General features: G+C 40.0%; 13 protein-coding genes. 9 read left to right on the forward strand and 4 right to left on the reverse strand.

Translation table 11 applies throughout. The features are described 5' to 3' along the window. Positions 1-41 precede the first annotated feature (41 nt). Positions 42-1,814 carry a T9SS type A sorting domain-containing protein gene (locus RB604_RS05335; protein ID WP_055293625.1) on the reverse strand — a complete coding sequence of 591 codons (1,773 nt, stop codon included), beginning with the start codon at positions 1,812-1,814 and terminating at the stop codon, positions 42-44. A 695-nt stretch (positions 1,815-2,509) separates the two neighbouring features. On the opposite strand from RB604_RS05335, the gene RB604_RS05340 reads away from it, so the two are divergent. From RB604_RS05340 to RB604_RS05380, 9 genes are all read left to right on the forward strand, one after another. Beyond that, on the forward strand, positions 2,510-6,517 hold the full coding sequence (locus RB604_RS05340) for a hybrid sensor histidine kinase/response regulator transcription factor (protein WP_007479238.1): 4,008 nt from the start codon (positions 2,510-2,512) through the stop codon (positions 6,515-6,517). Next, positions 6,514-7,524, forward strand: a complete 1,011-nt coding sequence (locus RB604_RS05345; RefSeq protein WP_007479237.1) for a glycoside hydrolase family 43 protein — start codon at positions 6,514-6,516, stop codon at positions 7,522-7,524. Before RB604_RS05340 ends, RB604_RS05345 begins: the two co-directional genes overlap by 4 nt. Positions 7,525-7,584: 60 nt before the next feature. Then, on the forward strand, positions 7,585-9,561 hold the full coding sequence (locus tag RB604_RS05350; protein ID WP_007479236.1) for a T9SS type A sorting domain-containing protein: 1,977 nt from the start codon (positions 7,585-7,587) through the stop codon (positions 9,559-9,561). A 19-nt stretch (positions 9,562-9,580) separates the two neighbouring features. Beyond that, a complete protein-coding gene (locus RB604_RS05355) occupies positions 9,581-12,508 on the forward strand; it encodes a DUF4982 domain-containing protein (protein WP_007479235.1) in 2,928 nt (975 codons plus the stop codon). Between the two features lie 101 nt (positions 12,509-12,609). After that, positions 12,610-14,175 (forward strand): O-antigen ligase family protein, encoded by a 1,566-nt coding sequence (locus tag RB604_RS05360; protein WP_007479234.1) that lies wholly within the window; start codon positions 12,610-12,612, stop codon positions 14,173-14,175. A gap of 4 nt (positions 14,176-14,179) precedes the next feature. Continuing rightward, positions 14,180-14,662 (forward strand): helix-turn-helix transcriptional regulator, encoded by a 483-nt coding sequence (locus RB604_RS05365; protein ID WP_007479233.1) that lies wholly within the window; start codon positions 14,180-14,182, stop codon positions 14,660-14,662. A gap of 270 nt (positions 14,663-14,932) precedes the next feature. After that, entirely contained in the window at positions 14,933-15,610 is a 678-nt protein-coding gene (locus RB604_RS05370; protein WP_007479232.1) for a hypothetical protein, read from the forward strand. Positions 15,611-15,955: 345 nt separating this feature from the next. Next, positions 15,956-16,318, forward strand: a complete 363-nt coding sequence (locus tag RB604_RS05375; protein ID WP_005927322.1) for a hypothetical protein — start codon at positions 15,956-15,958, stop codon at positions 16,316-16,318. A gap of 128 nt (positions 16,319-16,446) precedes the next feature. Then, the gene (locus RB604_RS05380; protein WP_229103537.1) at positions 16,447-18,300 is read left to right on the forward strand and encodes a discoidin domain-containing protein; all 1,854 of its coding nucleotides are present in this window, start codon (positions 16,447-16,449) and stop codon (positions 18,298-18,300) included. Between the two features lie 164 nt (positions 18,301-18,464). Here RB604_RS05380 and RB604_RS05385 read toward each other — a convergent pair whose 3' ends face one another. The 3 genes from RB604_RS05385 to RB604_RS05395 all read right to left on the reverse strand — a co-directional run bounded on the left by RB604_RS05385 (position 18,465) and on the right by RB604_RS05395 (position 25,784). Continuing rightward, positions 18,465-20,702, reverse strand: coding sequence for a GH92 family glycosyl hydrolase (locus tag RB604_RS05385; RefSeq protein WP_055293275.1), 2,238 nt, complete (start codon positions 20,700-20,702; stop codon positions 18,465-18,467). 46 nt (positions 20,703-20,748) lie between these two features. Continuing rightward, entirely contained in the window at positions 20,749-22,770 is a 2,022-nt protein-coding gene (locus RB604_RS05390; RefSeq protein ID WP_007479228.1) for a glycoside hydrolase family 2 protein, read from the reverse strand. A gap of 209 nt (positions 22,771-22,979) precedes the next feature. Further along, positions 22,980-25,784 carry a hypothetical protein gene (locus RB604_RS05395; protein WP_055293277.1) on the reverse strand — a complete coding sequence of 935 codons (2,805 nt, stop codon included), beginning with the start codon at positions 25,782-25,784 and terminating at the stop codon, positions 22,980-22,982. Positions 25,785-25,820: the final 36 nt, after the last annotated feature.

The following is a 25,820-nucleotide window of genomic DNA, read 5'->3' on the forward strand; positions in this document are numbered from 1 at the left end:
GAAATGTGGTACCCTTATGTAATTAGAAGTTATAATGATTCTTATTTTACCATTAACTTGCTGATACTTACAGCGCCATTCTGATTAGTCGCTTTCAATAGATACATACCTTCGGGCAAGTTGCTGATGGTAGTATTGCCAGCCGGTAATATTTTGTTTGCAACCGGCATGCCGCTTATTGTATAGATAACAACACTTACCGGTTCAGTAGCATTTACAATAATTTCACTGTTTACGGAATATACGTTTAGGCCCTCGATTGTAGCAGTCGGTTTGAGCCCCGTTCCAGTACCGGCATCAGGATCTAAATAGAGACCATAGATATTAGCACCTACACTACTTGGTAAATTGTAAACAACATATATGGTGTGTTCTCCTTTCACTTCTTTCAATGCTGCTGCAGTTGTCATTTTGGTATCCCATTTACCGGTACCCTGAGCTCTGACCACAGCGATCGGTTCGTGTCCTGCAAGTGCATTTTGTACATCTTCCGGAGTACTACCACTGTTCCAATTTATATTATCCAAGTCGATATACAATGAGAAATTAGCTTCTTCAATGGTACCTATATAATTTTTATCACAGGAATGATTGATAAGAACTCTCTTGTAATCACCGTCTTTGAAATCGATGTCATAATAGGCCACAACAACACCATTGGATGTATAACCGATATTTGAGCCTTCACCACGGGCACCATCGCCGCCTTTAACTATAACTTCCCATTCCATATCGCCTTGGCTCCAATCGCCACCTTCGTCACCTGCACCTTTGGTAACAAATACTACAGCATTTTCAGACGGTGCTATATCCTCATAAACAACACCGCAATCCGGATTCTCAAACCAAAGATTTTCTTTCAATAGATCGATTCTGTGAAGGTTGGTTGCATCTCCCCATTTCACAAACAGATAGTGAGAACCTTTTACTTCTTTTAGTTTGGTAGCAACTGGGGTAAAATCGTTCCATTTTTGCAAATTGATACCTGTCCAAGTTCTTGCAATCATATTTTCCGGTTTTACTTCGTCAATGTAGAATTCCATATATTCTTTATATCTTTCACCATCATGACCAATGTAGGCAACTAATTGTTGGAATTCTCCTTCACCGAAATCAATCGGTTCTGCGGATTTGACAATGAAATCCTTAACTACACCTCCCCAACATTCTGTTTCTTCATTATACTTACAATCTTTGAAAGGATCATCTGGGTTTTCCGGATCTACATCGACTGCTACTCGGAAGATATCGCCATATATGATATTTGCTTTATCTGCATATTCCGGTGATTCATTGATCCATGGTTGCATACCCTCTTCTGCAATCGTATTTTTATAGAAGATGACAGAACGTAAATTTCCATTTCCTTCACGGAAAGTTAACCAAACTTTTTGTTTACCGGTAGGACGTTCGAATTCTTCACCTTCTTTCATATTCCATGCAAATGTTTCAAAGCAGTGATAGCCGAATGTTCTGTCTACCGTCATTTCTGTGAAAGTTACGGATTCTTCAAACGTATTTCCGGCGTGAAGGACTACATATCTTTCTACTCCGAAATCTCCCCATCCTTGTGCGAATTCAACTCCGGTAGCTTGATAAGCGTTCCCATCAGCTCCAAAATCAACTTCTCCCAAGCAAATAATTGTTGAGGTGGATGTTTGGCCGATATTGCCATAACCGACATCGAATATAGCATCTGTAACCAATTCGATGTTCTCATTCCCTTTCATTGTTTCGATCACTAAATCCTGTGCAAATGCAGAATTCATTCCTAATAGAGCGAGCGCTCCGATGAGTAATGTGTTTTTTTTCATTGTAAAATAATTTAAATTAAACATCTATTCTTGATTAGGCCTGTAGCTATCCCGGATTATTTTTATAACATCTGCGTGCTACTTATGCCTGATTCTTTATTATCTGATCCTATTTTTGAACTGTTATATCTTCCTTGCTTTATTTATTGAAAACTGAGAAATGAACTCTTATTTTATGTAAGAACCGGTTTATATATAGTGAATTACCAATGCCAAAATTACGCGTTCTATCCATTTTTATATAGAACGAATCATTCAAAAAATAATAAGTTGGTCACAGGCATCTGCTATCTATCCCGTTTCTTTTATTAATTGAAACGAATCTTTTAGAGATTGTATTCGTTGGAAATTAAGAATTGCTTTTTGTGTACGAAAAACATCCGGGTGTTTTTATATATTAAGGAATACGTTTTATTTATGTGGGTGAAATATCATTTTCCGTGTATGATGACAATGGCTGTTCGTTAATCGGTTATTGTTTGTTGTTCCGGAAGGAAAAACTGACAAGGTATGGATGGTTATTTGTTGGCTTCGTGTATTTCTTTACATAGGTTTCATTTTATGTTGTATTTGTACGAAGTGCTTTGGAAAGCCTTGTATGATGGTGATACGTACTACCAATTTGCTATTTTTTGAAAGAATCGTTCTCTTCTTTTTATTTATATTTGCCCTCAAATAATTCGTTTATAAAGAATATGAAACACCCCCAATTGACTATTACCGTTTTCCTCTTGATGTTGTTGTTCAACATATCCGGATATGGGTTGAATAATTATTATTTCAACATAATCGGTAGAGATAAGGGATTGTCGCAATCCAATGTGAAAGCGATCATTCAGGATAGCAATGGCTTTATGTGGTTTGGCACCCGCAATAAGCTGAACCGGTATGACGGGAATACTTTCAAAATATTCGATTGCTATGATTATGTAGCGCAAAAACAGAATAACAACATATCCTCTCTTTTTGAAGACAGGGAGAAACATCTCTGGGTCGGTACGGATAAAGGGGTCTTTATATTAGATCCTCAAACCGAAATTTTTACTTATATGAATACACAGACGGCGGAAGGGATTACCATGACCGATTGGATCTCGGATATCGGGGAGGACCGGGATGGCAATATATGGATTGTTGTTCCTAATCAGGGATTATTCCGCTATATTCAGGATAGCAAAGAGCTGAAGTTTTATGCATTTGGAAAGAAAACGGTTCCCGATCATGGGAATCCGCAGAGTATGTGCATAGATCAAAGTAACCGGGTTTGGATTGGGACAAATGGGAAAGGAGTATATCTATATGATAAACAGACGGATGAATTTACTCAATACCTTGGTGATACGAATGGCAATACACTGGCGGGAGAGAATATTTATACGATGTCTGACGATGGCGAGCATCTTATTTTGGGTATACATGAAGGTAAACTGCGTAGAATAAATAAGAGGAAGAACGCGGTAACCGATGTAAATGCACCGGATGTGCATTATAAGATTATCCGTTGTATAGCGAAGTTGAATAACAAATTATGGGTCGGTACGCAATATGGTATCTACATTATCGATGAAGAAAAAGGAGAGGTTTTCAGAATATACAACGATCCTATGTGTAGTTATTCGCTTTCGGACAATCAGGTCGGGGAGATTTATCAGGATCGGGAAGGGGGAATCTGGGTAGGAACCAATGCCGGAGGTATTAATTATCTCTCCAGTTCTGTACTGAAATTCACCCGGTATATACCGTTGAGTCGTGAAGAAACGATCAGCAGTAAACGGATAAGAGAGATCATTGAAGATAATAACCAAAATATATGGATAAGTACCGAAGATGCGGGAGTGAATATTTTCTCGCCCGAAAAGCAGACATTTAAAAAGTTGGGAAGAGATATAGGTAGAGACTTGACTTCGGAACAGACGCTGAGTCTGCTCAACCTTAACGGAGATATCTGGGTAGGATTGTTTAAGAAAGGATTGGATATCGTTTCTGCCGGTAGCTATAACACCCGGCATTATTCCGGAAAACAGTTAGACTTGAATGAATTCAGTTTATATGCTTTGGGGGAAGATAAATTCGGCAACGTCTGGTTAGGGAATGCCTGGGGGATTTATAAGGGTAATAAGGAAACGATGGAATTTGTCAATATGCCCGAATTTGGTCTGTGCTATACATATGATATTATGGAGGATGCTAACGACAATATCTGGATAGCGACGATGGGAAACGGTGTGTTCAAGTATAATCAGAAAACTCAGCAGATAGAGCATTACACGAACCAGATCAATGATAAACATTCGATAAGTTCTAACTCCGTCAGCAGTATTACGGAAACGAGCAATGGCGATATCTGGTTTGCAACGGACCGGGGCGGTATCTGTAAATACGACAGTAAGGAGAATAATTTCCGTACCGTATCACTGGCAGAGGGGTTACCCGATGATACTGCATACAAGATTGTTGAGGATAAAAACGGCTATTTATGGTTTGGTACTAATAGCGGGCTGGTACAGTTTGATCCGCAGAATTTTACCATTGAGACCTATTCAACGGATAATGGTCTGCCCAGCAACCAGTTCAATTATAAATCTGCATTGGCAAGCAGTACGGGTGAATTGTTTTTTGGAACTTTGGAAGGGCTGATCTCTTTCTTTCCTGAGAGACTGGAGCAGAATAGCTTTATCCCTCCTGTGTATATTACTTATATAAAGCATAAAAACGATGAAGCATCCGGTGAATTATATGATAAGGGGACGAATAGCGGCTATCTGCAGGCTAAACAGATAACCCTACAACACGATCAGAATAGTATAGAACTGGGATTTGTTGCGTTAAGCTATGCCTGCCCGGCGGCCAATCAATATGCTTATAAGATGGAGAATCTTGATAAAGACTGGATCTTTACAAGAGATAATCAAAGTGTGACTTATGCCAATCTTGCTCCCGGAAAATACCGGTTTGTTGTGAAAGCAAGTAATAATGACAAAGTATGGAATCAGGAGGGGGCTTCTGTCGAGATTATCATCCTTCCTCCTTGGTGGAAGACCTGGACCGCCAACATTTGCTATGCGATCCTTCTGATTGTATGTGTTTGGTTAACAACCAGATATTACTTGTATGTGAGTAAGAAGAAGACATTGGAAAAGCAACGAATGTTTGAGAGTGAAAAGGAGAAAGAACTGTATAGCTCCAAAATCGATTTCTTTACTAACATAGCCCATGAGATACGAACGCCGCTGACGTTGATCAACGGTCCTCTCGAGTCTTTGGCCGAGATGGATATTAAAGATCATGAGATAAAGAAGAATGTCCAACTCATGCAGAGGAACATATCGGAACTGCTTACTTTGATTAATCAGATCCTGGATTTCAGAAAGGTGGATGCCAATAAGGTGACAATGAATTTTGTCGTTGGGAATATATCGGCTATTGTGGATGAGGTATATCAGGAGTTTCTTCCGATGGCATTGTCTATAAATAAGAAAATAGAACTTCATATGCCGGAGCTGCCTGTTCATGCATTGATCGACCGGGGATCTTTTATTAAAATTCTGAACAATCTGTTTTCAAATGCAATTCGTTACTCCGAACATACAATCGATGTGGAACTTGAAGAGGACGATATGCAATTCTATTTGATTATAAAGAACGATGGTGAGATAGTACCTCCCGAAATGGGCGATAAAATATTCGATCCTTTCTATCAATTGAAAAAGAATGCAAATATAAATGCAAGTTCCGGCATCGGATTGTCATTGGCACGGTCACTTGCCGAATTGCATCATGGTGTGTTGCTCTATAAAAGTAACGATGGGCTGAATATTTTTACATTAGCCATTCCAAAGGGCGATATATCCCGGCAAGAAACCAACATCGATATTTATAATGACGATTTTGTAGAGCAGCAATCGAAACAGGAAACGATTTTGGTGGTAGAAGATAATCTTGAACTGCTATCGTTTATGACCGAAAAGCTGAGTTTGAACTTCTCTGTGGAAAAAGCCACTAACGGTGCAGAAGCATTTGATATTATCCAAAGGGTGAATGTCGATATCGTCGTTACGGATATCATGATGCCTATCATGGACGGTTTTGAACTCTGTAGGAAAATAAAGACGGACATTGAGTATTGCCACATACCCGTAGTGTTGCTAACGGCTAAGAATGACTTGAACAGTAAGATCAGAGGACTTGAAACCGGGGCTGATGCGTATATCGAGAAACCTTTCTCGTTTAAGTATCTGACGACACAACTGAATTCACTTCTTGAAAACAGAAAGAGGGAGAAGGAAGCGTTTATCAAGAAACCTTATGTCACTTCGCAGTCGATAGGACTGTGCAAAGCGGATGAAGAGCTGATAAATAAAATCATAGGTATCATTGAAGAGAATATCACCGATTCTAATTTCGGTGTGGAACGCTTGTCGGAGATTATCAACATGAGTCGGTCGAGCCTGCATCGTAAGATTAAGGCACTCTCCGGAACATCGCCTACGGACTTTATCCGTTTGATACGATTGAAAAAGGCTTCCGAGCTGATAGCCGAAGGGCATTACCGCACAGGAGAGGTGTGTTATATCGTCGGAATAAACTCTCCCTCTTATTTTATCAAATTGTTTCAAAAACAGTTTGGTATGACACCGAAGGAATTTGAGAAACAACAAAGGATGACAAACACAAATGATTATAATATAAATTTGACAAAATGAAAACATTTAATTTTTTACTGTTGAGCATAGTTGCAATCGGACTTTATTCATGTGGCCCAAAAATGATTTATCCCGGTGAGGTCTGGACGGATACGGAGCAGAACATGATTAATGCGCATGGAGGAGGGGTTCTGTATCATAACGGGACGTATTATTGGTATGGCGAATATAAAAATGATTCTACCTATCATGCACCCGGCGTAGAATGGGATTGTTACCGGACAGAGGCCGGCGGGGTAGCCTGTTATTCATCCAAAGACTTGCATTCCTGGAAGTTCGAGGGGGTAGCATTAAAGCCGGATATGGCCAATCCGGAATCGGATATCCATCCTTCTATGGTGATAGAACGACCTAAAGTGATTTATAATGAGAAGACCGGTAAGTTTGTGATGTGGATGCACATTGATAGTTATAATTATTCGAAAGCAGCTACCGGTGTTGCCGTATCGGATAGTCCGACCGGTGGTTTCAAGTATTTGCACTCTCTTCGTCCGTATGGAGAAGAAAGCCGGGATATGACACTGTTCAAAGACGGGGACGGGAAGGCTTATCATGTTTACTCTGCTAAAGGTAATTCTACTTTATATATTCATTTACTTTCGGATGATTATCTGGAACATACTGAAACTTATAAGGCGGTTTTCCCCGGAAAGTTCAGAGAAGCACCGGCTATCTTTAAAAGGCAGGATAAATATTATATGATCACGTCCGGATGTAGCGGTTGGGATCCTAATGAAGCGGAATATGCTATAGCAGATTCTATGTTGGGAGAGTGGACGGCAATGGGGAACCCTTGTGTGGGTGAGAATGCCGACAGGACGTTTGGCGGACAAAGTACGCATGTCATAACAGTAGATCCCGAAAATGATAAATACATTGCCATGTTCGACAAATGGAATAAACTGGATTTAATCAATTCCAGATATATTTGGTTACCTGTTCAATTTCATTCGGCAGACAGTATTACGATAGAATGGAAAGACGAATGGTCTTTAAACGACTTGTAATAGAAACCTTTGAAAAATCTATAATAGACAGATGTAAAACCTTCTCTTAAATATTATATTATGAAGAAACTATTTTTTATTGCATGCAGCAGTTTTTGCTTTAGTTTGTTGCTGCACGCACAGGTTCCGGGAGATATTGAGAACATCAGGTTTGAATATATGGATAAACCGGTACAGTCGAGTACGGGAGGTGACCCGATTAATTTTATTCATGCCACCTATGTGAATGCAGCTTGGGGGGACTACAACAATAATGGGACACTCGACCTGTTTTATAGTGATAAGAATAATCACGGTAGTGCTACGAAAATTCAGAGCAACTTTTACCAGAACAACGGGGATGGTACTTTCCGTAAATTAACCTCCCCATTTGCAGGAGTTGCTTTTTCATGCCCGGTTTGGTTTGATATGAATAACGACGGTCTTTTGGATCTTTTTCTTCCGGGACTGGGCGATTGGTATTATCAGTGGAATGATCTGGATACACGCCTATCCAATATCCAGGCGCGTTTGTATATTAATCAGGGAGTACAGGATAATGGTACTTGCAAGTTTAAGGAAATGCCGGTGGCGGAATCTGGTTTGATGCCGGTGTTTAATGGAAAGACCGGAGGAAAAGGACACAATTGGGCGGTTGCGGGTGATTATGATAACGATGGCTATACGGACTTGCTTGTAACGGGCTTTGATGAACATACGAGGGTGAACCGGGAAGATTATGAAGATGCGGTCAGAGCGGTATATCTGTTTAAGAATATAAAAGGAGAGTATTTCGAACTGCAGAAAACTCCTTTGGAGGGAACAAAGCCTTTCCATGGTTTGACCGATGGCAGTGTCTGCTTTGTCGATTTGGATAATGACGGCTGGTTGGATATCGTGTCTACCGGATATGGTTATTCAAGAGAGTCGGAAGTACACGTTTACTGGAATCAGCAGAACGGTACATTTAAGGAATCGGATTTTAAGTTTGACACTACTTGTAACTCTTCATGTGATGTATATGATCTGAATAACGATGGTCTGGCAGATATCATTATGACGGGAGTCTATTTCAATAATAATCAAAAGCAATTCTATATCTATAAAAACAAGGGAGAGCGTAATTTTGAGAAAATAGAAAATGAACATCTGCTGCCGATAGATGGCGGACAGCTCTCTTTTGGCGATGTGAATCATGACGGACTGCCCGATATGCTAGTAGGTGGTCATAATAATACGCATCAGCACAGCACGTGGCTATATGTCAATAAAGGTGATTTTGATTTTGAGCCGATGGCATGGTACAATCAGGACGATTACGGATGGGCATTCCCCAGAGTCACTCATGGCAATGAACATCTGATCGACATTGATAATGACGGACTGTTGGATGCATGGATTTCCGGATGGTCCAATGGGGCCTGTTCTTCCGGTTGTGATACACAACTTTGGAAAAATACTTCTGTTGCCGGCAAGAACGAAGCGCCGGGGATGCCGCAAAATTTACGGGCAAAGTTGATTGAAGGTTCCGATATTCTTTCTTTGGCATGGGAAGAGGCTGCCGATGATGTTACTCCTCAGAAAGCTTTACGGTATAATGTTTATTTGAAGAAGAAGGAAGGTGATAAATGCTGTATGACCGTACCGGCAGATATTACTTCCGGTTTTATTAAAGTCGGTTCTGTTTCCGGTTATCTCACTCAATGTTCTTATAAGATTAAAGTAGAATCGGACGGTGAATATGAATGGGGAGTACAAGCCATTGACAATGGAGGAAGAGGTGGACTTTTTGCAAAAGCTACTGTGAAGGTGGATGGAACCACCGGTATTACTACCCTCAAAGAAGAGGATGCTATTTTAATTTCTTCCAATGGGCAGTCTCTGAATTATTCGATCTCTGGCATGGGGAAGATGACTGTATTCGGCATTGATGGCAGCGTGACGTATCAAAGTCGGATTCACGGGACCGGTACTGTCAATCTGATGGGAAAAGGCACTTATATTGTCAGGATTGAGACCGATTCTGCTGTGAAAAGACAGAAAGTAGTAATGATGTAATAAAAAGAATTTTTACTGTATGATATTGAGAAAATATTTATGTTTTGCTTGTGCTGTTTTGTTTATTCAGAGCGGATATGCTAAAGAGCAGAAGCCTATAAATCTGGGAGAAACACCCTGGAGGTTTTCCAAAGTCGTTCGACAGGAGATGGATTTGGCAAAAGATGCCCGTATTCTCTGTGGTACGCAGGCAGTACCTGTGATCAATGATGGTGATATGAATACGGAATGGGTAGCAAATGATGCACCGGAACCAAGTCTGCTCATCGATCTGCATGAGAATAAACAGGCGGGAAAAGTCAAATTGTCTTTCAAGGGGAACCGGGTATATTTTGCTACTGTAAAAGTGGAAGTAAGCCTTGATAATAAACAATGGAATTCGTTGACAGACGGTACAGACAGACAGCAGTGCGAATTGTATAAAGAAGGTGATATCTCGAGTGTCAATAATACGGTAGGGTACGTTGCAACCGTTACGAGCACTTCACTTTCTGTACCGATTCCGGTGACTTACCGTTATATAAAGCTTTCCGGTTTGAAATGCTTCTCTGAAAAAAAAGAAGAATTACCGGTGCGTGTCAGTGAGCTGGCCATTCATCCGGTTGAAAATGATCATCCGGATCAGGAAATGGCAGGAGCAGATTTTGATGATACACGATGGGAAGAGGTCGGCATCCCGCATTGCTACAACGAACATGATACTTATCTGAATGCAAGTACGGGAGAACGTTGCTGGCGGGGAGAAGGCTGGTACAGAAAGAAACTCTTTTTCGATGGGAAGGATAGGGAGAAGGAGATTTTTTTGGAATTCCAGGGAGTGAATCTGGCAGCTATTGTCTTTGTGAACGGGCAGGCTATTTCCGGGAATACACGGGTTAAACAACCGGGAGTGGTGACTCATGTAGGCAGCTCTCTTCCTTTTGTGGTGAATATCAGCAAATATATAAAATGGGGTGAAGAGAATCAGATTGCAATTAAAGTCTCGAATGCGAAAAATACGTTCTTTGCCTGGCCGGGATTTGGTGAGAATGAAGGATTCGGACAGGCAATGGGAGGTATTGTGAGTCCTGTCTATATGCATAAGAAAGATAAAGTGCATATCCCATTCAACAGTTACTCTCCTTTAAACAAATGGGGTACTTATTTCGGAACGGTATCTGCTACGCCGCAGGAGGCTGTAGTAAGGTTTCAGACGAATGTTGAGAACTCTTCGGAGCATACACAGGCAGTCGAACTGCGTACTTATTTACAAGATGAACGGGGACGTACGGTGCTATCATTTACCGAACAGCGAAATGTGGCACCCGGCGCTATTCATCTGTTTGATCGGACGGAAACCATTCAAAATCCGAACTTATGGTATCCTATCGGCTGTTCGGGCACTCCATATTTGTACACCGTGCAGAATAAAGTGTATGTAGACGGTAAACAGGTGGATAGTAAAAGTGAGAAATTCGGTATACGTGAAATTACCTGGGATGAAAATCATTGCTATGTCAACGGTGAAAAATGTATTTTGCGGGGATTTGGCAACAGAAACATTTATCCGGGTTTGGGAGCCGCCGTTCCGGCAGCTTTGCGTTGGCAGGACATCGCTTATATTGCCGAGTGTGGAGGAAATGCGTTCCGCGTAGGGCATCAACCTCCGTTTGCCGAAGCTTTTCAGGCTTGTGATGTGTATGGCATTCTGCTGATTGTAAACAGTGGAGACAATGAATGGGCCTTGAAAAACGAACCGGCCAAGACTTACAAACGGGAGTACGACCGTGATGCGATTATTGCATTCCGCAATCATCCTTCGGTGGTTATTTGGGAATCGAACAATGGGCTGGCCTATGAAGGTGATAAATATTTGCCTTCTTATACGCTTGAGGAGGTAAAGAAATGGGATTATATACAACCGCGTCTGGTATTGAATCGTGATGGTTATCCTCCGGAATGGGATGAGAAGGAGCCGATTGTGATAGGCTATACCAATCGTTATGAGAAAGTACAGGGACATCCTTCTCTGAATACGGAAGTTTATGGTACCAATTGGAACGGTCAGCCCAGCTGGTGTATTGCCCGCTTCGATTACGATAATGAAAAGCAGTTCTCTCAGGCTTATGTACAGGATTATCTTCATGATCTCGACAGGCAGGCATGCGGCTGGATCGATTGGATGTTGGCAGAGACGTATGGCGAGGGGTATACGATTTATCTGAATGGGATGAGGAATCAGAAGAGTCTGGGTTCCTGTGCGATGGACGCCAATCGCTTTCCAAAGTTGAAGTATCGGATTTATCAGAAAGCACTTTGGGTACCGTTTTCTAAACGGCCGGGAGTTGCTCTTCAAAGCCATTGGAACTATTCGGGTATTCAGGATGTGGATGCCTGGAGTAATTGTCCTTATGTAGAACTGTTTATCAATAAGAAATCCTATGGGATCGTTGAGCCGGATCAGGCAACCCGTCGTTGTACCTGGAAAGAGATTCATTGGGAACCGGGTATTGTTGAGGCGATCGGGCTGGATTATGATAAGCGTCCTGTCTGCTCCGAAAAGATAGAGTCGTCCGATGAACCTTATGCAATACAGCTCACTATCGAGAAGCAGACTGCCAAACCCGACGGTGAAGAGTTTGTATTACGTGCCAATGCTTCCGATGCCTTTATTGTGACGGCTAAGATTGTGGATAAAGCCGGTCGCTGGTGTCCCAGGGCCGATCATCTTTTGAAGTTTGAAGTAGAGGGGGAAGGAGTCTATAAGGGGTCTTATAACTTCTATGTGACTGAGGGTAAGGATTTAGCCTATCATGCTCCCGGAGATCATGAATTGCAAGCAGAGGGCGGTTTGATGAGAGTGGCCGTACGAACGACCTTTAATCCGGGAAAAATAAAAGTAAAAGTGAGTGCAGACGGATTGGTTTCGGGAGAAGGTTCTGTGAAATCCAAGAAGGTTAGACTGTGATTTAAAATCCATGTGATTTTGCATAGGTACCGATAAAGTATCGGCTTAGTATATGGAGATTGTAAAGAATGTACGCTTCTTAACAAAGAAAGGAGACAGATATGATTATTAGGGAGATGATTCTGTTTTCACTACTTTGTTTGGGAGCGTTATTCTTTAATAGCTCTGAATTTGTTGACACAGGAATAGTGCCTAAATGGTATATGACTATTACTATGGGAATTGTATTAGTTGTCTATTATTTAATTCTCTCACAGCGAAAAAGATCTTTTTCTTTTGAAATGCAAGGGATCATCTATGCTATTATTATTTCATGTGCTTTGCAGGCATTATATGGAATCCTACAATATTGGGGAGTGTTACAATGTACTTCATCTTTTAGGATAACCGGTAGCTTTGATAATCCGGCAGGGTTTGCCTCTTCTTTATGTGCCGGTATACCTTTTTTGTGGTTTGTATGGAATGGGTTAAAAGGATGGAAGAAGTTGCTGTGTGTAATGACTATCCTATTACTTGTATGTGGTGTCTTTTTGTCAGGCTCACGGGCAGGAGTATTGAGTATATTTATGTTGGTTGCTATTTGGGGGTATCAGTCTGTTTCCTGGAGTAAACTACAGAAAATCGTATTGGTAATAGGTGCTTTAGTAGTGCTGATTGTTTTTCTTTATTTTCTGAAAAGAAACTCGGCCGATGGCCGATTATTGATTTGGATTTGTTGCTTAAATATGATAGCAATCAAACCTTGGTTCGGGTTTGGCTCCGGAGGATTTGAAGCACATTATATGGATTATCAGGCTCAATTTTTTCATCGGAATCCAGATAGCGGATACGCTATTCTTGCTGATACGGTTCAGCAGCCATTTAATGAATTTCTTCGCATAGCCGTAGATTATGGTTTAGGTGGGCTGTTGGGATTATTGGGAATGATTGTATTTTTGATACTTTGCTATCAAAAATGTAACAGTCGCTATAAGGACTTAGCTGCATTAAGTCTTTGTTCAATAACCGTTTTCTCTTTATTTTCTTACCCATTTCTATATCCATTTACTTGGGCTGTTGTTTTATTGGATTTGGTTATATTGGCTGGGAATACGTGGCATATTCATTGGAAGATATTTTCTGTTGTTGGAAAGTGGTTGGTGATATTATGTGTTATGGGGAGTTTGTGCATAACGAACACGATGGTTATTCGGGTAAAGGCAGAGATGAAATGGAAACATGCATTGTCCCTGTCTTCGTGTGGGCTTTTCGAAAAGGCACAACCTTTGTATGATGCGGCAGAGCGTGTGCTGGGGAATGATCGCTATTTTTTATACAATTATGCAGCTGAGCTTAATGTAGCCCGGTTTTACAAGGAAAGTCTTGATATTGCGATGAAATGCCGTCATTTATGGAGTGATTATGATTTGGAAATGTTGATTGCGCAGAATTGTTGGGAAATAAATCGAATGGTAGAAGCGGAGGAACATTTTAGATTGGCTTCTGATATGTGTCCTAATCGATTTATGCCATTGTATCGATTGGTTTGGTTGTTGGATAGACAAGGACGGCAAACAGAAGCAAGAGAACTTGCTACGATTATTATTTCTAAACCAGTGAAAATACCATCAGTTATTATTGAGCGAATAAAGAGTGAAATGGAAAATTACTTAACCTTAAAAATATAATGCTATGTCTAATACTTTTATTCACATTGGATATTGGATAGTAATATTACTTATCTTGTTTGTTGGTTATCTTATTTATCCTAAAAAACAAAAGAAAAGTAGCAAAAGGGCTGGAAAGAATTTTTGTATAGGACAGGGTTGTCCACAAAAAGTAAATACGATCTCAACTTCTCTTGAGAAGAAGCAAGTATTACTCAATATGCCTTCAGATGATAAAGATTGGCACTGTTTGGAGGCATATTTTGATAATACATACGATGGCTTTATTCAGAAGTTACGTAATAATTATCCGTTGTCTAATGAAGATATTCATTTAATAATACTGATTTGTTTAGAAGTGAGTAATAAACAGATTGCATCCTATTATCATATCCAATTGGCCTCTTTGGCTACTCACCGTTATCGTATTGCCAAGAAAATGGGATTGAAGGAAGTGAAGTCTATTAATGAGGCTATAACGGGAATGCTTAGAAATGAAAAATACTGAATACTTGTCTAAGATTTCATAGACAAATGCTTGTCTATGGTGTTTGTCTATAATTGTTTGTTGTGAATTATTGGTAGTTCCTCTATGTTTGTAACTAAAAAAGTATACGACTTATATTGTGTACACTTAATGATGAAATATAAAATTGTTTTGGGTAGGAGGATAAAGACCAATGTTACTTGATTTGTTTTTGTGAAAAAATATAGGAATATACCAAATTTGAAATGTTTGGCTGGTTAGGATTGTTTATATAATTAAAAAAGTAATAATATGAAATTAAAATTTAAAGCAATAGCCTCTCTTTGTAGTGCTATGATCTTTTCTGCAGCTATTTTTGGGGTGATTTACAGTTGTTCCTCTGATGAATGTGACATTATAAATAGTTCAATGGAGGATGTTGTTGTGAATAAAAATCCGCTTATGATATCTGTTGAAAATTCAAATGAGTTTTTAGCTTTTATTAAAGAGAATGAATCAGTTATGGCTAAATTTCTTATGTATAAGGAAACATTAAGTGAAAGTGATTATAATGAATTAATGTCTAATGTGAATGATGATGATTATTTGTTGGATATTATAAATAAAGCTGATATGCTTAACGATTTACAGAGATTAGGAGCGAAGATGAATAGTTTATTGGCTAATACGCAATATGAACGATTAAATCAGATGGAAAAGATACAACTTTTTAATGATTACTTTGAAGCTTCTAATATTGTAAAAGTAAAGACTCGATCAGAGGTATTGTATGCCACATGTTATGAACAATATAATTCTGCTCGTAACTATGCTGAAGCTAAATGCAGTGCAGCAGTATTGGCATGTTCGTGTTTGATTGTTTCTGGACCGGGTGCTTGTGCATGTGTTCTTGCAGCTTTAGATAAATTGGATGATGATTTGCAGGCTGCTAAGCGTGATTTTGAAAATTGCCAACGTCAGCATCATTGATATATGAGAAATGATTATACTATATATATAATTGTCTGTTTTTTATCTATACTATTTTCATTAATAAATAGAGTATATCCTATAGGGGGAAAAGAGTATCTATTGAATAATGTTATGTATTTTTCGACATGGGGAACTCTGTTTTTTATTGAAATAAGAAAAGTGCTTATAATAAAAGGAAATAAGAAAGAACAGTCCGTAGATTATTTTCCTATCATTATTACTATTTTAATGATGATAGTTTGTTTAGTGGATATGTTAAGGTGAGGTTTCTTGAAATGCGCTTGGTTGGGTATAGACGTTTAGTTGCGAATTTGAACTGTTTGACTTCTAATTATATGAGTTATGCATGGGAATAGTGTGAAGATTCTTATTGGCGTTTTTATTGCATCTGTATTGCTATTTATAGTTACTAGTCCTTTGTTGATGATACAAACCGAAAGTGCTGCAATCATCACTTGTGTGATTTTTCAAGCATTTACAACTGTTGTAATAGGCAGGTTGTGTGGAAGGGTAAAACCTTGGCAGTTATTTGTTACGATACTTATTGGTAGTTCGATTATTGATTTATATATAAGAATTCGTTATTTTACAGAAACATTAGGTTCGTTTCGTATTTTTGTAGGTATTCTGGTTGCTATAGTTGTTGGGTATTTAGTGTTTAGATTACTTCCTAATGCTGGAACTCGGAGTCAATCTGAAAAGTAAATTCTATTGTATTGAATTTAATGAAAGGCACATTTATGAAACAATGTATTATCTTATGTTTTTCTTGTTTTTTATCTTGTTTTTCGAGTTGTCAAAGATATGATTCTCAATTAGAAGAAGCATTAATTTTGGCAAAAGAAAATCGGGGAGAACTGGAGAAGGCATTGGCCTTTTATGAAAAGGATTCATTGAAACTGGAAGCTGCGAAGTTTTTAATAAAGAATATGCCCGGACATTACTCTTATAGAGAGGTGGATAGCATTGAGAAATATTATGATGCTGTAGATTCTGTATTAAAGTATGTGCAATGTTCAAGGGAGGAGATACGGGATACTTTGGAGAAGGTATCCCAGCATTTTGCTATGAACTATTATACCATTCCGGATGTGGAGATTATCAGATCTGATTTTCTGATTGCAAACATTGAAAAAGCTTTTAGTCAATGGAAAGAGGGAGAATGGGCCACTCATGTCTCTTTTCAGGATTTCTGCGAATATCTGCTTCCTTATAAGGCAGTGGAATTACAGCCTTTTGATAGTTGGAGAGATTCTGCGGGGATTAAGTATAGTAAGGGCCTTGATGAGTTACAGTACTGCGAGGCATATAGAGGGTCGGCTGTTTGGGCCACTCATCGTGTGAATAATCAATTGAGGGAAGATGTCCATCCTTATCTGCTTGATTATAACATGTATCCGATTCATCGTTTAAGGACGAAAACGAAACTGCCTTTTGGTGTTTGTGAAGATTATGTTGAAATGGCAACTTCGGTTATGCGGAGTAACGGTATTCCTGTTATGATGGATTTTACTCCTCAGTGGCCTTTTCTTGACTTGGGGCATTCTTGGAATGTTTTATTAGCTAATAATGGAAAGAATATCCCATTTAGCGGAGCGGAGAGTAATCCGGGAGAACCGCACAAATTAGGTGAGAAAATGGCAAAAGTTTATAGGAGAACCTATGCAAGGAATGCAGAAATGCAGGATTTGCTGGGAAGTGAAAGATATGTCCCTGAAACTTTTCGAACTTCTTTCATAAAGGATGTGACAGCTGAATATATGGCAACTTGTGATGTGGATATTAAAATAGACAGCGAACACAGTAAATATGTTTATTTGGCCGTTTTTAACAATCCTTCTTGGATTCCTATCGCATTTGCGAAAGTCAAGAACCATATTGCACAATTCAAGAAATTGGGAAAGAATGTTTTATATCTTCCGGTTAGTTATACGGAGTATGGAATACAACCAGTGGGGAATCCTTTTATTCTAACTTCTAAAGGCAAAGTAACAACAATTATCTCCAATAAAAAGGTATTGCAATCAATGACTCTTTACAGAAAGTATCCATTGTTTAAACATGTTCAGGATATAGCATATCGAATACTGGGAGCTAAATTTCAAGCGGTAAATAAACCTACTTTTGAAGATTCTGTATCTATATATAGAATAGATAAATGGGGTACGAGAGGAGAAGAGATCAATATCCCCCCCTTAGGTAATAAATATAGGTATTGGCGATTGTTTCAGCCGGAATGGTCGCATTGTAATGTTGCTGAAATAACCTTTGTAGAACGGGACTCTCATCTGAGGAATCAAGGTAAGGTGATAGGTCTTCCACGCTCGTGGAATAATGATCCGAATACGTATAAGGAGGCGGCTTTCGATGGAGATTTACTTACTTTTTTCGATTCGGCACTTCCTGCCGGTGGTTGGGTAGGTATGGATTTTGGACATCCGGTGGATATAGAAAAAATTATTTATACACCGAGAGGCGACGGTAATACAATCGGTATTGGAGATGAATATGAATTGTTCTATTGGACAGACCATCATTGGGCCTCTTTAGGAAAACAAATTGCTACTACTATAAAGTTGGAATATACCGAAGTGCCTTCTGGCGGACTGTATTTTTTAAGAAACCTAACGAGAGGAAAAGAAGAACGAATTTTTACGTATGTAGATGGAGAGCAGGTGTTCTGGTAAAAGAAGCTCAAGATGAATCGTCAAGTTAGTTGTAAAATTTTCTGATTATCAGTATTGGACAATATATCAGCTTCTTCAAAAACAGATAAGAGAGTACTTCTTTGTTTGCGAAGTACCCTCTTATACTTTGATAAAATAATAGTAAAGTCGTGTTGTAATTTGGTTTATTTGTAGACGGTTTGTTTGTTTCCCATAATGAAGCGTAGTTCTTTAGCGCCGATCAAGTCGAAATAGTTGATAAAAGGCTTTAGAAGTTTTTTTCCATCCAGAAATACGGATTGTACATATTGGTTTTCTTCTGAAAGGTTTTCTGCTTTTATCGTTAATTCGTGATCTTTCAATTGGATTTTGATTTCCGGCAATTGGGGAGCTCCTATGGCAAATTCATTACTTCCGGGAGTTACCGGATAGAATCCCATTGCCGAGAAAAGATACCAGGCGGACATTTGACCGCAATCGTCATTACCATTTACGCCGTCGGGAGAATTCTTATAGTTTATTCTCACGTGTTTACGAGCCAGTTCCTGTGTTTTCCACGGTTCGTTGCAGTAGTTGTACAGGTAGATGTAATGATGTCCCGGTTCGTTGTCGTGCCGGTAATGGTCTTCTTCGAAGTTACGGTCCAGTTTGGCGGAGAATGCCTTTTCTCCTCCCATCATGTCGATCATGCCGGGGATATCTTGAAGAACACAGAATAGATAGGTCCATTTGGAACCCTCTGTTAATCCGTGACGTGAGTGATCGTCCAAATCTATCCAGCTTCCGTCGTAATTACGTGGCAGGAAGAATCCTTTTTCGGCATTGTATTGATTTCTGTAATTCTGGCTGAACTGCATCAGGCGGTTGTAGTCTTCGGTTTTTCCTAAGTCTTTTGCCATTTGTGCCACGCACCAGTCATCGTATGCATATTCTAAAGTTCTGGAAACGGACTCTGCTGTCTTGTCATCGGCTACATATCCGAGGGAGTGGTAATAGCTGGCTCCTGCACGTCCTTCAAAAGAGGTCCAATAGTCACGGTCTCCGTATCTTCTTTGTGTGTCGCAATCAGGAGGGACCATTGCGTTTTTGCGTAGGGCTTCATAGGCCAGACCGATATCGTAGTTGCGAATCCCTTTCATGTAGGCATCGGCTATCACGGCATCTGCATGAGTACCTATCATAATATTGGTATAGCTGGGATTGGGCCACATAGGCAGCCAGCCGCCCTCCTTATACATTTGTAGTAATGCAGTAATCCAGTCGCCGGTCAACTCGGGCTCTATAAGGGTCATTAAAGGATGGAATGCACGGAATGTATCCCAAAGGGAATAGTCATTGTACGAGAATCCATCGTGGATTTTATCATCAAAGGCGCTGTAATATTTTCCGTATTCTGAGAACTCACGGGGAAACAGATAACAATGATAAAGTGCTGTGTAAAAGATCGGTGCATCATCTTTATTGTTTCCTTTGATGTGGAATTTGGAGAGCTTGTCGTTCCATGCCTTTTTGGTATTATTGCATAACTGTTTGAAGTCCCATTCGGGAACCTCATGTTCCAGATTCATACGTGCCTGTTCGATGCTTATGAAAGAGGTTGCGATCTGCACTTGTATTTGCGGGGAGCTTTTATCGAAGTCTATATAGGCTCCCATTCGGGTGCCGTATATCTCCTTCTCTCCCGGATAGAGGGTGGAATCGTTCCAGCAACCGAAATCTTTTATATCCCGGTTGAAGCGGATGATGAAGTATCCTTTAAAATTGGGGAGGTCCGGTCCTATTTGTGCCGATTGCCTGTCCGGATTGTAACCGATAATCTCGTTGTTTTCCGTATCTATTTTCACCCAACCTTTTATGGTGTTCAGGCGATGGCTCAGATGATTGCACCAATCGTTCAGGGCAGGGTTCAGATTAATGCCTTGGATGATTAACCGGGGTTTCTGATTCTTGGGGAAACGGAAGTTGAGCATTGCGCACCGGCTGGATGCTGTCAATTCTGTAAAAATGCGGTTCTTCTGTTTATCGGTTAGAGTGACGGAATAATAATGGGGAGAGGCTTTTTCATCTTTGTGATTGAAACTCATCTTTCTGTCTTCCGGAAGAACTTTCACCGTTTCTCCTACTTGGGGCATAACCGATACATAACCGTAATCTCCCATCCAGATGGTGGGTTGATGGGAACCTAAAAATCCCATAATGTGTTTATCATCATAGACGTATGCCATACCTCCCATTTTGTTCTCTCTGGTCTGCGGGAGAAAGCTGGTCATGGCAAAAGGTGTACCGACGTAGGGTACTGTGCCTCCTTCACCTTTGAGAGCAGTGCCGATGAAAGGATTTACATAGTCCACAACCTCTTTTTTAGTTTGAGAATAGGTGAGACTTGTATAGAAACATAGAAACAAAAAAAGTATTTTCTTCATGGTGCTTATTTGGGGTGTTATACATTTATAAGATAGTGGGTTATGTTTACTTTTTCTTATCTAAAAGAACCCATTTACACTGGTCTGTCAGCTCGACAGTACCTTTCTTTCCGGATGCTTCGATCCGGTTTTCTCCTTTTTTGAGTGATACGTTTTTCCAGATAAGGATATTATCCTCTCTGTCAGGATGTCCACAGTCTTGTCCGTTCACTTTTAGGTGAATGTGATCACAGTTAGAATAAATTTTGATATCAGTGGCGGGTTCTCTTCTGGCAATATCTCTTTTGCTCGTGATATGTAGAACCGGTGACTCGGACCATGCCGATTGATAAAAGTAGAAAGCATCTTTTTTGACTTTTCTGTCATAAGTAACCAGCCCTTTATCATTTAGTCCCAGTATATCTCCTTCGTTTCTGGAGGCACTTGCAAAGTCGAACATATTCCATACAAAAGATCCCCACACGAAATCGCTGCTACTTATTCCCCGGTAATTCTGCTCGTGAACAATGGCCTGCCACTCTTCCGGATGAAAGATTCCATCTGTTTTGGGGGCTGATTGAACGTCTTGTTGGTGATGCCAGATATTGGCTCCTGCACCATATTCACTGACACAGATACCTTTGCTTCCCACCAGACGGTTCCAGTGTGCTACGGACGATTTCATAGTGGAAGGTTGTGCCCAATACCATCCCGGGTAAGTATTGTACGCCATGATATCTGTAATTACATTTTCCGGTCGGTTTTCTACGTTGGCGGCAGCAACTGTCAGACGTCCCGGATCTTCTTTATGGGCTACTTCATTCAATTCCTGTATCAGTTTTTTTACATCTCCTTCGCACAGTTCATTGAACAAGCTCCAGCAAAAGATAGAAGGATGATTAAAGTTCTGCCGGATTAACTCGGTTAATTGCAGTTTTATATTTTCGGTGAAGGCAGGGGTAGGAGATGCTTTGCCTATAAGAGGAATCTCTGCCCATACCAGCATACCTTCCCGGTCGCATAGCGAATAGAAAAAGTCAGAATGTGGATAGTGGGCCAGTCTTATTCCGTTGGCTCCTATCTCTTTGATCAATTCCATGTCTTCATTATGCTCCTTGTTTGTTATTGCCCATCCTTTTCCGGCCCGGTCTTGATGTCTGTTTACACCTTTTATTTTATAGGGATTACCGTTTAGGAAGAAACCTTTTTGAGCATCGACGGAGTAGTATCTTAACCCGGCATACTGAGATAAAGTGTCTACTACGGTATTTCCTTTCATTACTTCTATAAAAACACGATACAGATGAGGGGATTTTTTTCCGTTCCACAAAACAGGTTGTTTTATGTTCAGCTTGTTGACAAATTCAACGGTCTCGTCTTTTCCGGATGCTTTCCGGGTGATACAGTTGCCTACAAGTTGTCCTTTCGCATTAAACACACTGGTTTTTACAGATAAATCTTTTTCTGCCTTGTTGCTATTCACTTTGGTTACGACAGATAATTCTGCCTGTTTGGAATCTACTTTGTTTTGATGTATATAGACTCCCGAAGAAGCGTAATCTAATGGAGTGACACAAGTCTTGGGCAGTACAAGTAGAGATACCGGTCGGTAGATACCGCCAAAAACAGTAAAATCGCCGGATAGGGGAGCGATATCGTTGTCTAAACGATTGGAAACCTTTACTTCTATAAGGTTGTCTCCCTTTTTTAATGAAGAAGTTATCTCAAAACAGAAAGCATTAAATGAACCTTTATGGTTCCCCACCGGGATGCCGTTCACAAAGACATCAGCTACTTGGCTGACTGCTTCAAAACGTAGGAAAGCACGTTGTTTTAACATCTCCGGCAATATGTTCAGATGATAGCGGTATTCGCCCGTTCCCCGATAGTAGTCGGGAGTCAGGCCATCTGTTGCATTCCAGGTATGCGGGACTGTTACTTTTTCCCAAGTTAAATTATTTCCGTCTTTGTCTGAACGGAACTCCCATTCTTGATCCAATAGAAGGTTTTGGCGCAATTGGGCGGAAGATTGCAAAAAAGGGAATAAACATAAAACAACAACAATAATAAATTTCATTCGTATGTACATGAGTGCATAAAATTTAAGATAACAATATTGATAAGGATGATATGGCAAATTTAGCGTAGAAAATCCTGATTCTATAGTAACGAAGCACTCATTTTATAGCAAATATGTATTATTCCGACAATAATTCGGTTTGAAAAAAACGTTTGATACGGATATTCTATTTTTTGAAACCTTGAATTAAGTAATATCACTCTACTTGGATGCAAGTCCTATTTAGTCTTTATCCGTCCTGTAACTCTGCAGGGTACTCCATTTTCAGTAATCCCTTCCAGTACGTATTCCATATCGTGATTCATATCTGTGGTATAGAAAGATACTTTGGTACGTCCGGTAGAATCGGTTTGTATTTGGGGATTCCAATAAATAGTTGTCCTAAAATCGGTCTTGCCGGTTTGTAGCGAATCGGGTACCTCGTATTGGGGTGAATAAAACTCTGCCGGCTTTTGATAACCTAACGGATAAAGGGTAGCCAATCCCAGCGACGGGCGATAATAATGGGCGGAGCCTCCATTCTTCAATTCGACGAGAATGACACCTTTGTATTTGTCCATTTCGGCGGTATGCTTCTGAAAGTCTGTATTCTTCCATCCGGTATTCTCGTTTGCATCGTTTTTCCACCCTTCTTCTATTTTTTCCTTAAAGCTTACTCCTCCGGTGATCGTGTTACTCTCTTTCAGTTTGGGGCCTACCTGCCATTCGGCTCCTTTCAGGAAAGGTGCATTCGGGACATAAACCGGTACGCTTTGAGCATCCCGGAAAAAAGAGATAGATGCGATCTCACTTGCCATATAGTATTGCAAGTCAGTAGATTCTACCAGGTTCATATCTACAACAAAACGCAGCTCTTTTCCTCGGTATATATATTGGTCTTCTGTTAATTTTCCGATTCCCGGTGTTTTGAGTATAATGTTTTCATAGACAATATCCCACACACTCTTATTTTTGTATTCTGCTTCTATCATCCTGTCGGTTATTACATAATCGGCATATCCGGCAAACTCCCCTGCTAATTTTCCTGTCTTGCTGATATATTTGGCTGTAACGTTTATCTCATCCAACATAATCTCTTTCCAGATATTATTCTGCCGATAAATTTGATGGTATTCGTCCATCGCACTTTGAGTTCTTTCTTGTATGACTCCTTTGGGGGCGGGGATGAATGTTTTGGAATCCGGAAATACCTCTGCGTCCGGGTAAATCATTACCCCTTTCGCTTTTCCTCTTTTATTAATGGCGTTAATGGTGAATGCGGTACTATCCGGAAACTCAATTCCGTTGAAAAAGTAGTTCCCTACGCTGTCTACTTGTGCGTGTACGGCTTTCCAGTGATTACTGAAGCCGACAACCTCTATTCCGTTCATGCTTTTCCAGAAGAGCGGCTTAACCTTTCCGGTAAGTGATTGTCCTATCTCCATCGGATGTTGGGGTTGAGGTACATGTTCCTGTAAGATAGATGACAAATCGTATTTTTTCCATCCTTGGGTTAGCATCAACAGGTCCAGATGTTCGTTTATCTGTGTTGTGTTTGCAGTGAAGTAGTAGTTAGGGCTTTCTATATGCCCTCTTAATTCTGACTTCATTAAAAGCTGAGTACTAATATTGTTTTCCAATGAATCCCATTTTATAAGTTGGGCATCAGTGACAGAAAGGGCGAAGTCTCCATTGCCGGGTAGACTTATTTGCATTTCTACTTTTTCTCTTTGCCCATATGCAGCTTGGTCGGTTTGTATCCGGGGGGTAATATGAGTTTCCTTTTTTATGTACATCATTCGTTCGCAGAATACCCGGCCCGTTTGGTTGGTGATTGCTACGTTAAGAATACCTTCGGGTACTTGGCTTAGAGAGAACTTACCGGTTTTGTTGTTTGTAGTTAGTGGCTTGACTATTGAAGGTATCCCCCGAGTATGGGCAATTATCAGTAAGCTGTCCGTTGGGAAGTTCGTATTGTTTTCGAGCATGTAAATACAAGTCTCTCCCTGTTGGCGGAGTTGTAACGTTATTCCTTTCTCTTGTACTTTGGGGAGTCGGAATTGCTTTTCAATCCCTTTATTGTCGGTGATAATTGCTAAATAGATACTATCCTTTTGTGCTAATAGCGGAAACTTTCCCATGCCATTGTGCAGGGTCGTTATGTCAGCCATAAATGTTCCTCCCGCGCTGAACACTTTTCCGGATACAGAGGTACTCAACCCGTCTGCTCCTATGGCTTTGAATGCGACTGTTTGAGGAGTGCCTGCCAATAATATTCCGCTTTCGGGAAAAAATTGGACGTCAAAATCTTCTCCTCTTTCGGGTATGGCAAACTTTTGTTCATAGATGATTCCTCCTTTATTATCAAAGACAGTAGCTGATAATTGTTGTTTTTCTGTGGGACGATCTTGCTGCTGTATTTGTAATTCGATTTCTCCTTTAGAATCGGTTAAGGCATATCTTTTCCGATATTTCTTACCATTCCTGTTATAAGCAAAATCGATCCGGCAATTTTTAATCGGGGAACCGTCACTATAAGTATATTGAATAAGGGCTTGTTGTTTATTCTCCTTTGCCGGATAGAATTTGGCGGTCAGTATTTTAGGGTTTTGTATGACTTTACTGATTGAGATATTCTTTTGGAAAAAGTAATCTGGTGAATCATTTCGCATCCAATTGGTATATGCGCGTAAGGCATATTCTCCGGGAATAAGCTTTTTATCAAGGGCTAAATATCCGGAAAAAGCATTGTTTTCTTTTCGGATTTTTATCCTCCTTTCCACGCTGTCGAGTTGATTGATCAATTCTATATATACAAAATTACTGGGCGATGGTTGGTAAATTTGTGCATTAACTACGTAAGCTTTTAACCAGATTGTATCTTCTGTCGTATAATAGGGCTTATCAGTTTGTAAATAAATGCTTTCAGAGAGGGAGGAAGTCAGATAATTGACAAATTTCCGGTTGAGATCACTTGGACTATTTTGTGCTTGAGAAGTCATATTTGACAAACAAATGAATAAAATAGAAATGATGTGTTTCATACATAATAAGATTTTGATTTTTCAAAAGTAAGAAAG

This window comes from Bacteroides salyersiae, from assembly GCF_031172035.1.
GTDB lineage: Bacteria > Bacteroidota > Bacteroidia > Bacteroidales > Bacteroidaceae > Bacteroides > Bacteroides salyersiae.

What these genes read in the sequence shown, in the direction of transcription:
- RB604_RS05335 (WP_055293625.1), bottom strand. Translation starts at nt 1,814, where the DNA reads ATGAAAAAAAACACATTACTCATCGGAGCGCTCGCTCTATTAGGAATG.
- RB604_RS05340 (WP_007479238.1), top strand. Translation starts at nt 2,510, where the DNA reads ATGAAACACCCCCAATTGACTATTACCGTTTTCCTCTTGATGTTGTTG.
- RB604_RS05345 (WP_007479237.1), top strand. Translation starts at nt 6,514, where the DNA reads ATGAAAACATTTAATTTTTTACTGTTGAGCATAGTTGCAATCGGACTT.
- RB604_RS05350 (WP_007479236.1), top strand. Translation starts at nt 7,585, where the DNA reads ATGAAGAAACTATTTTTTATTGCATGCAGCAGTTTTTGCTTTAGTTTG.
- RB604_RS05355 (WP_007479235.1), top strand. Translation starts at nt 9,581, where the DNA reads ATGATATTGAGAAAATATTTATGTTTTGCTTGTGCTGTTTTGTTTATT.
- RB604_RS05360 (WP_007479234.1), top strand. Translation starts at nt 12,610, where the DNA reads ATGATTATTAGGGAGATGATTCTGTTTTCACTACTTTGTTTGGGAGCG.
- RB604_RS05365 (WP_007479233.1), top strand. Translation starts at nt 14,180, where the DNA reads ATGTCTAATACTTTTATTCACATTGGATATTGGATAGTAATATTACTT.
- RB604_RS05370 (WP_007479232.1), top strand. Translation starts at nt 14,933, where the DNA reads ATGAAATTAAAATTTAAAGCAATAGCCTCTCTTTGTAGTGCTATGATC.
- RB604_RS05375 (WP_005927322.1), top strand. Translation starts at nt 15,956, where the DNA reads ATGCATGGGAATAGTGTGAAGATTCTTATTGGCGTTTTTATTGCATCT.
- RB604_RS05385 (WP_055293275.1), bottom strand. Translation starts at nt 20,702, where the DNA reads ATGAAGAAAATACTTTTTTTGTTTCTATGTTTCTATACAAGTCTCACC.
- RB604_RS05390 (WP_007479228.1), bottom strand. Translation starts at nt 22,770, where the DNA reads ATGTACATACGAATGAAATTTATTATTGTTGTTGTTTTATGTTTATTC.
- RB604_RS05395 (WP_055293277.1), bottom strand. Translation starts at nt 25,784, where the DNA reads ATGAAACACATCATTTCTATTTTATTCATTTGTTTGTCAAATATGACT.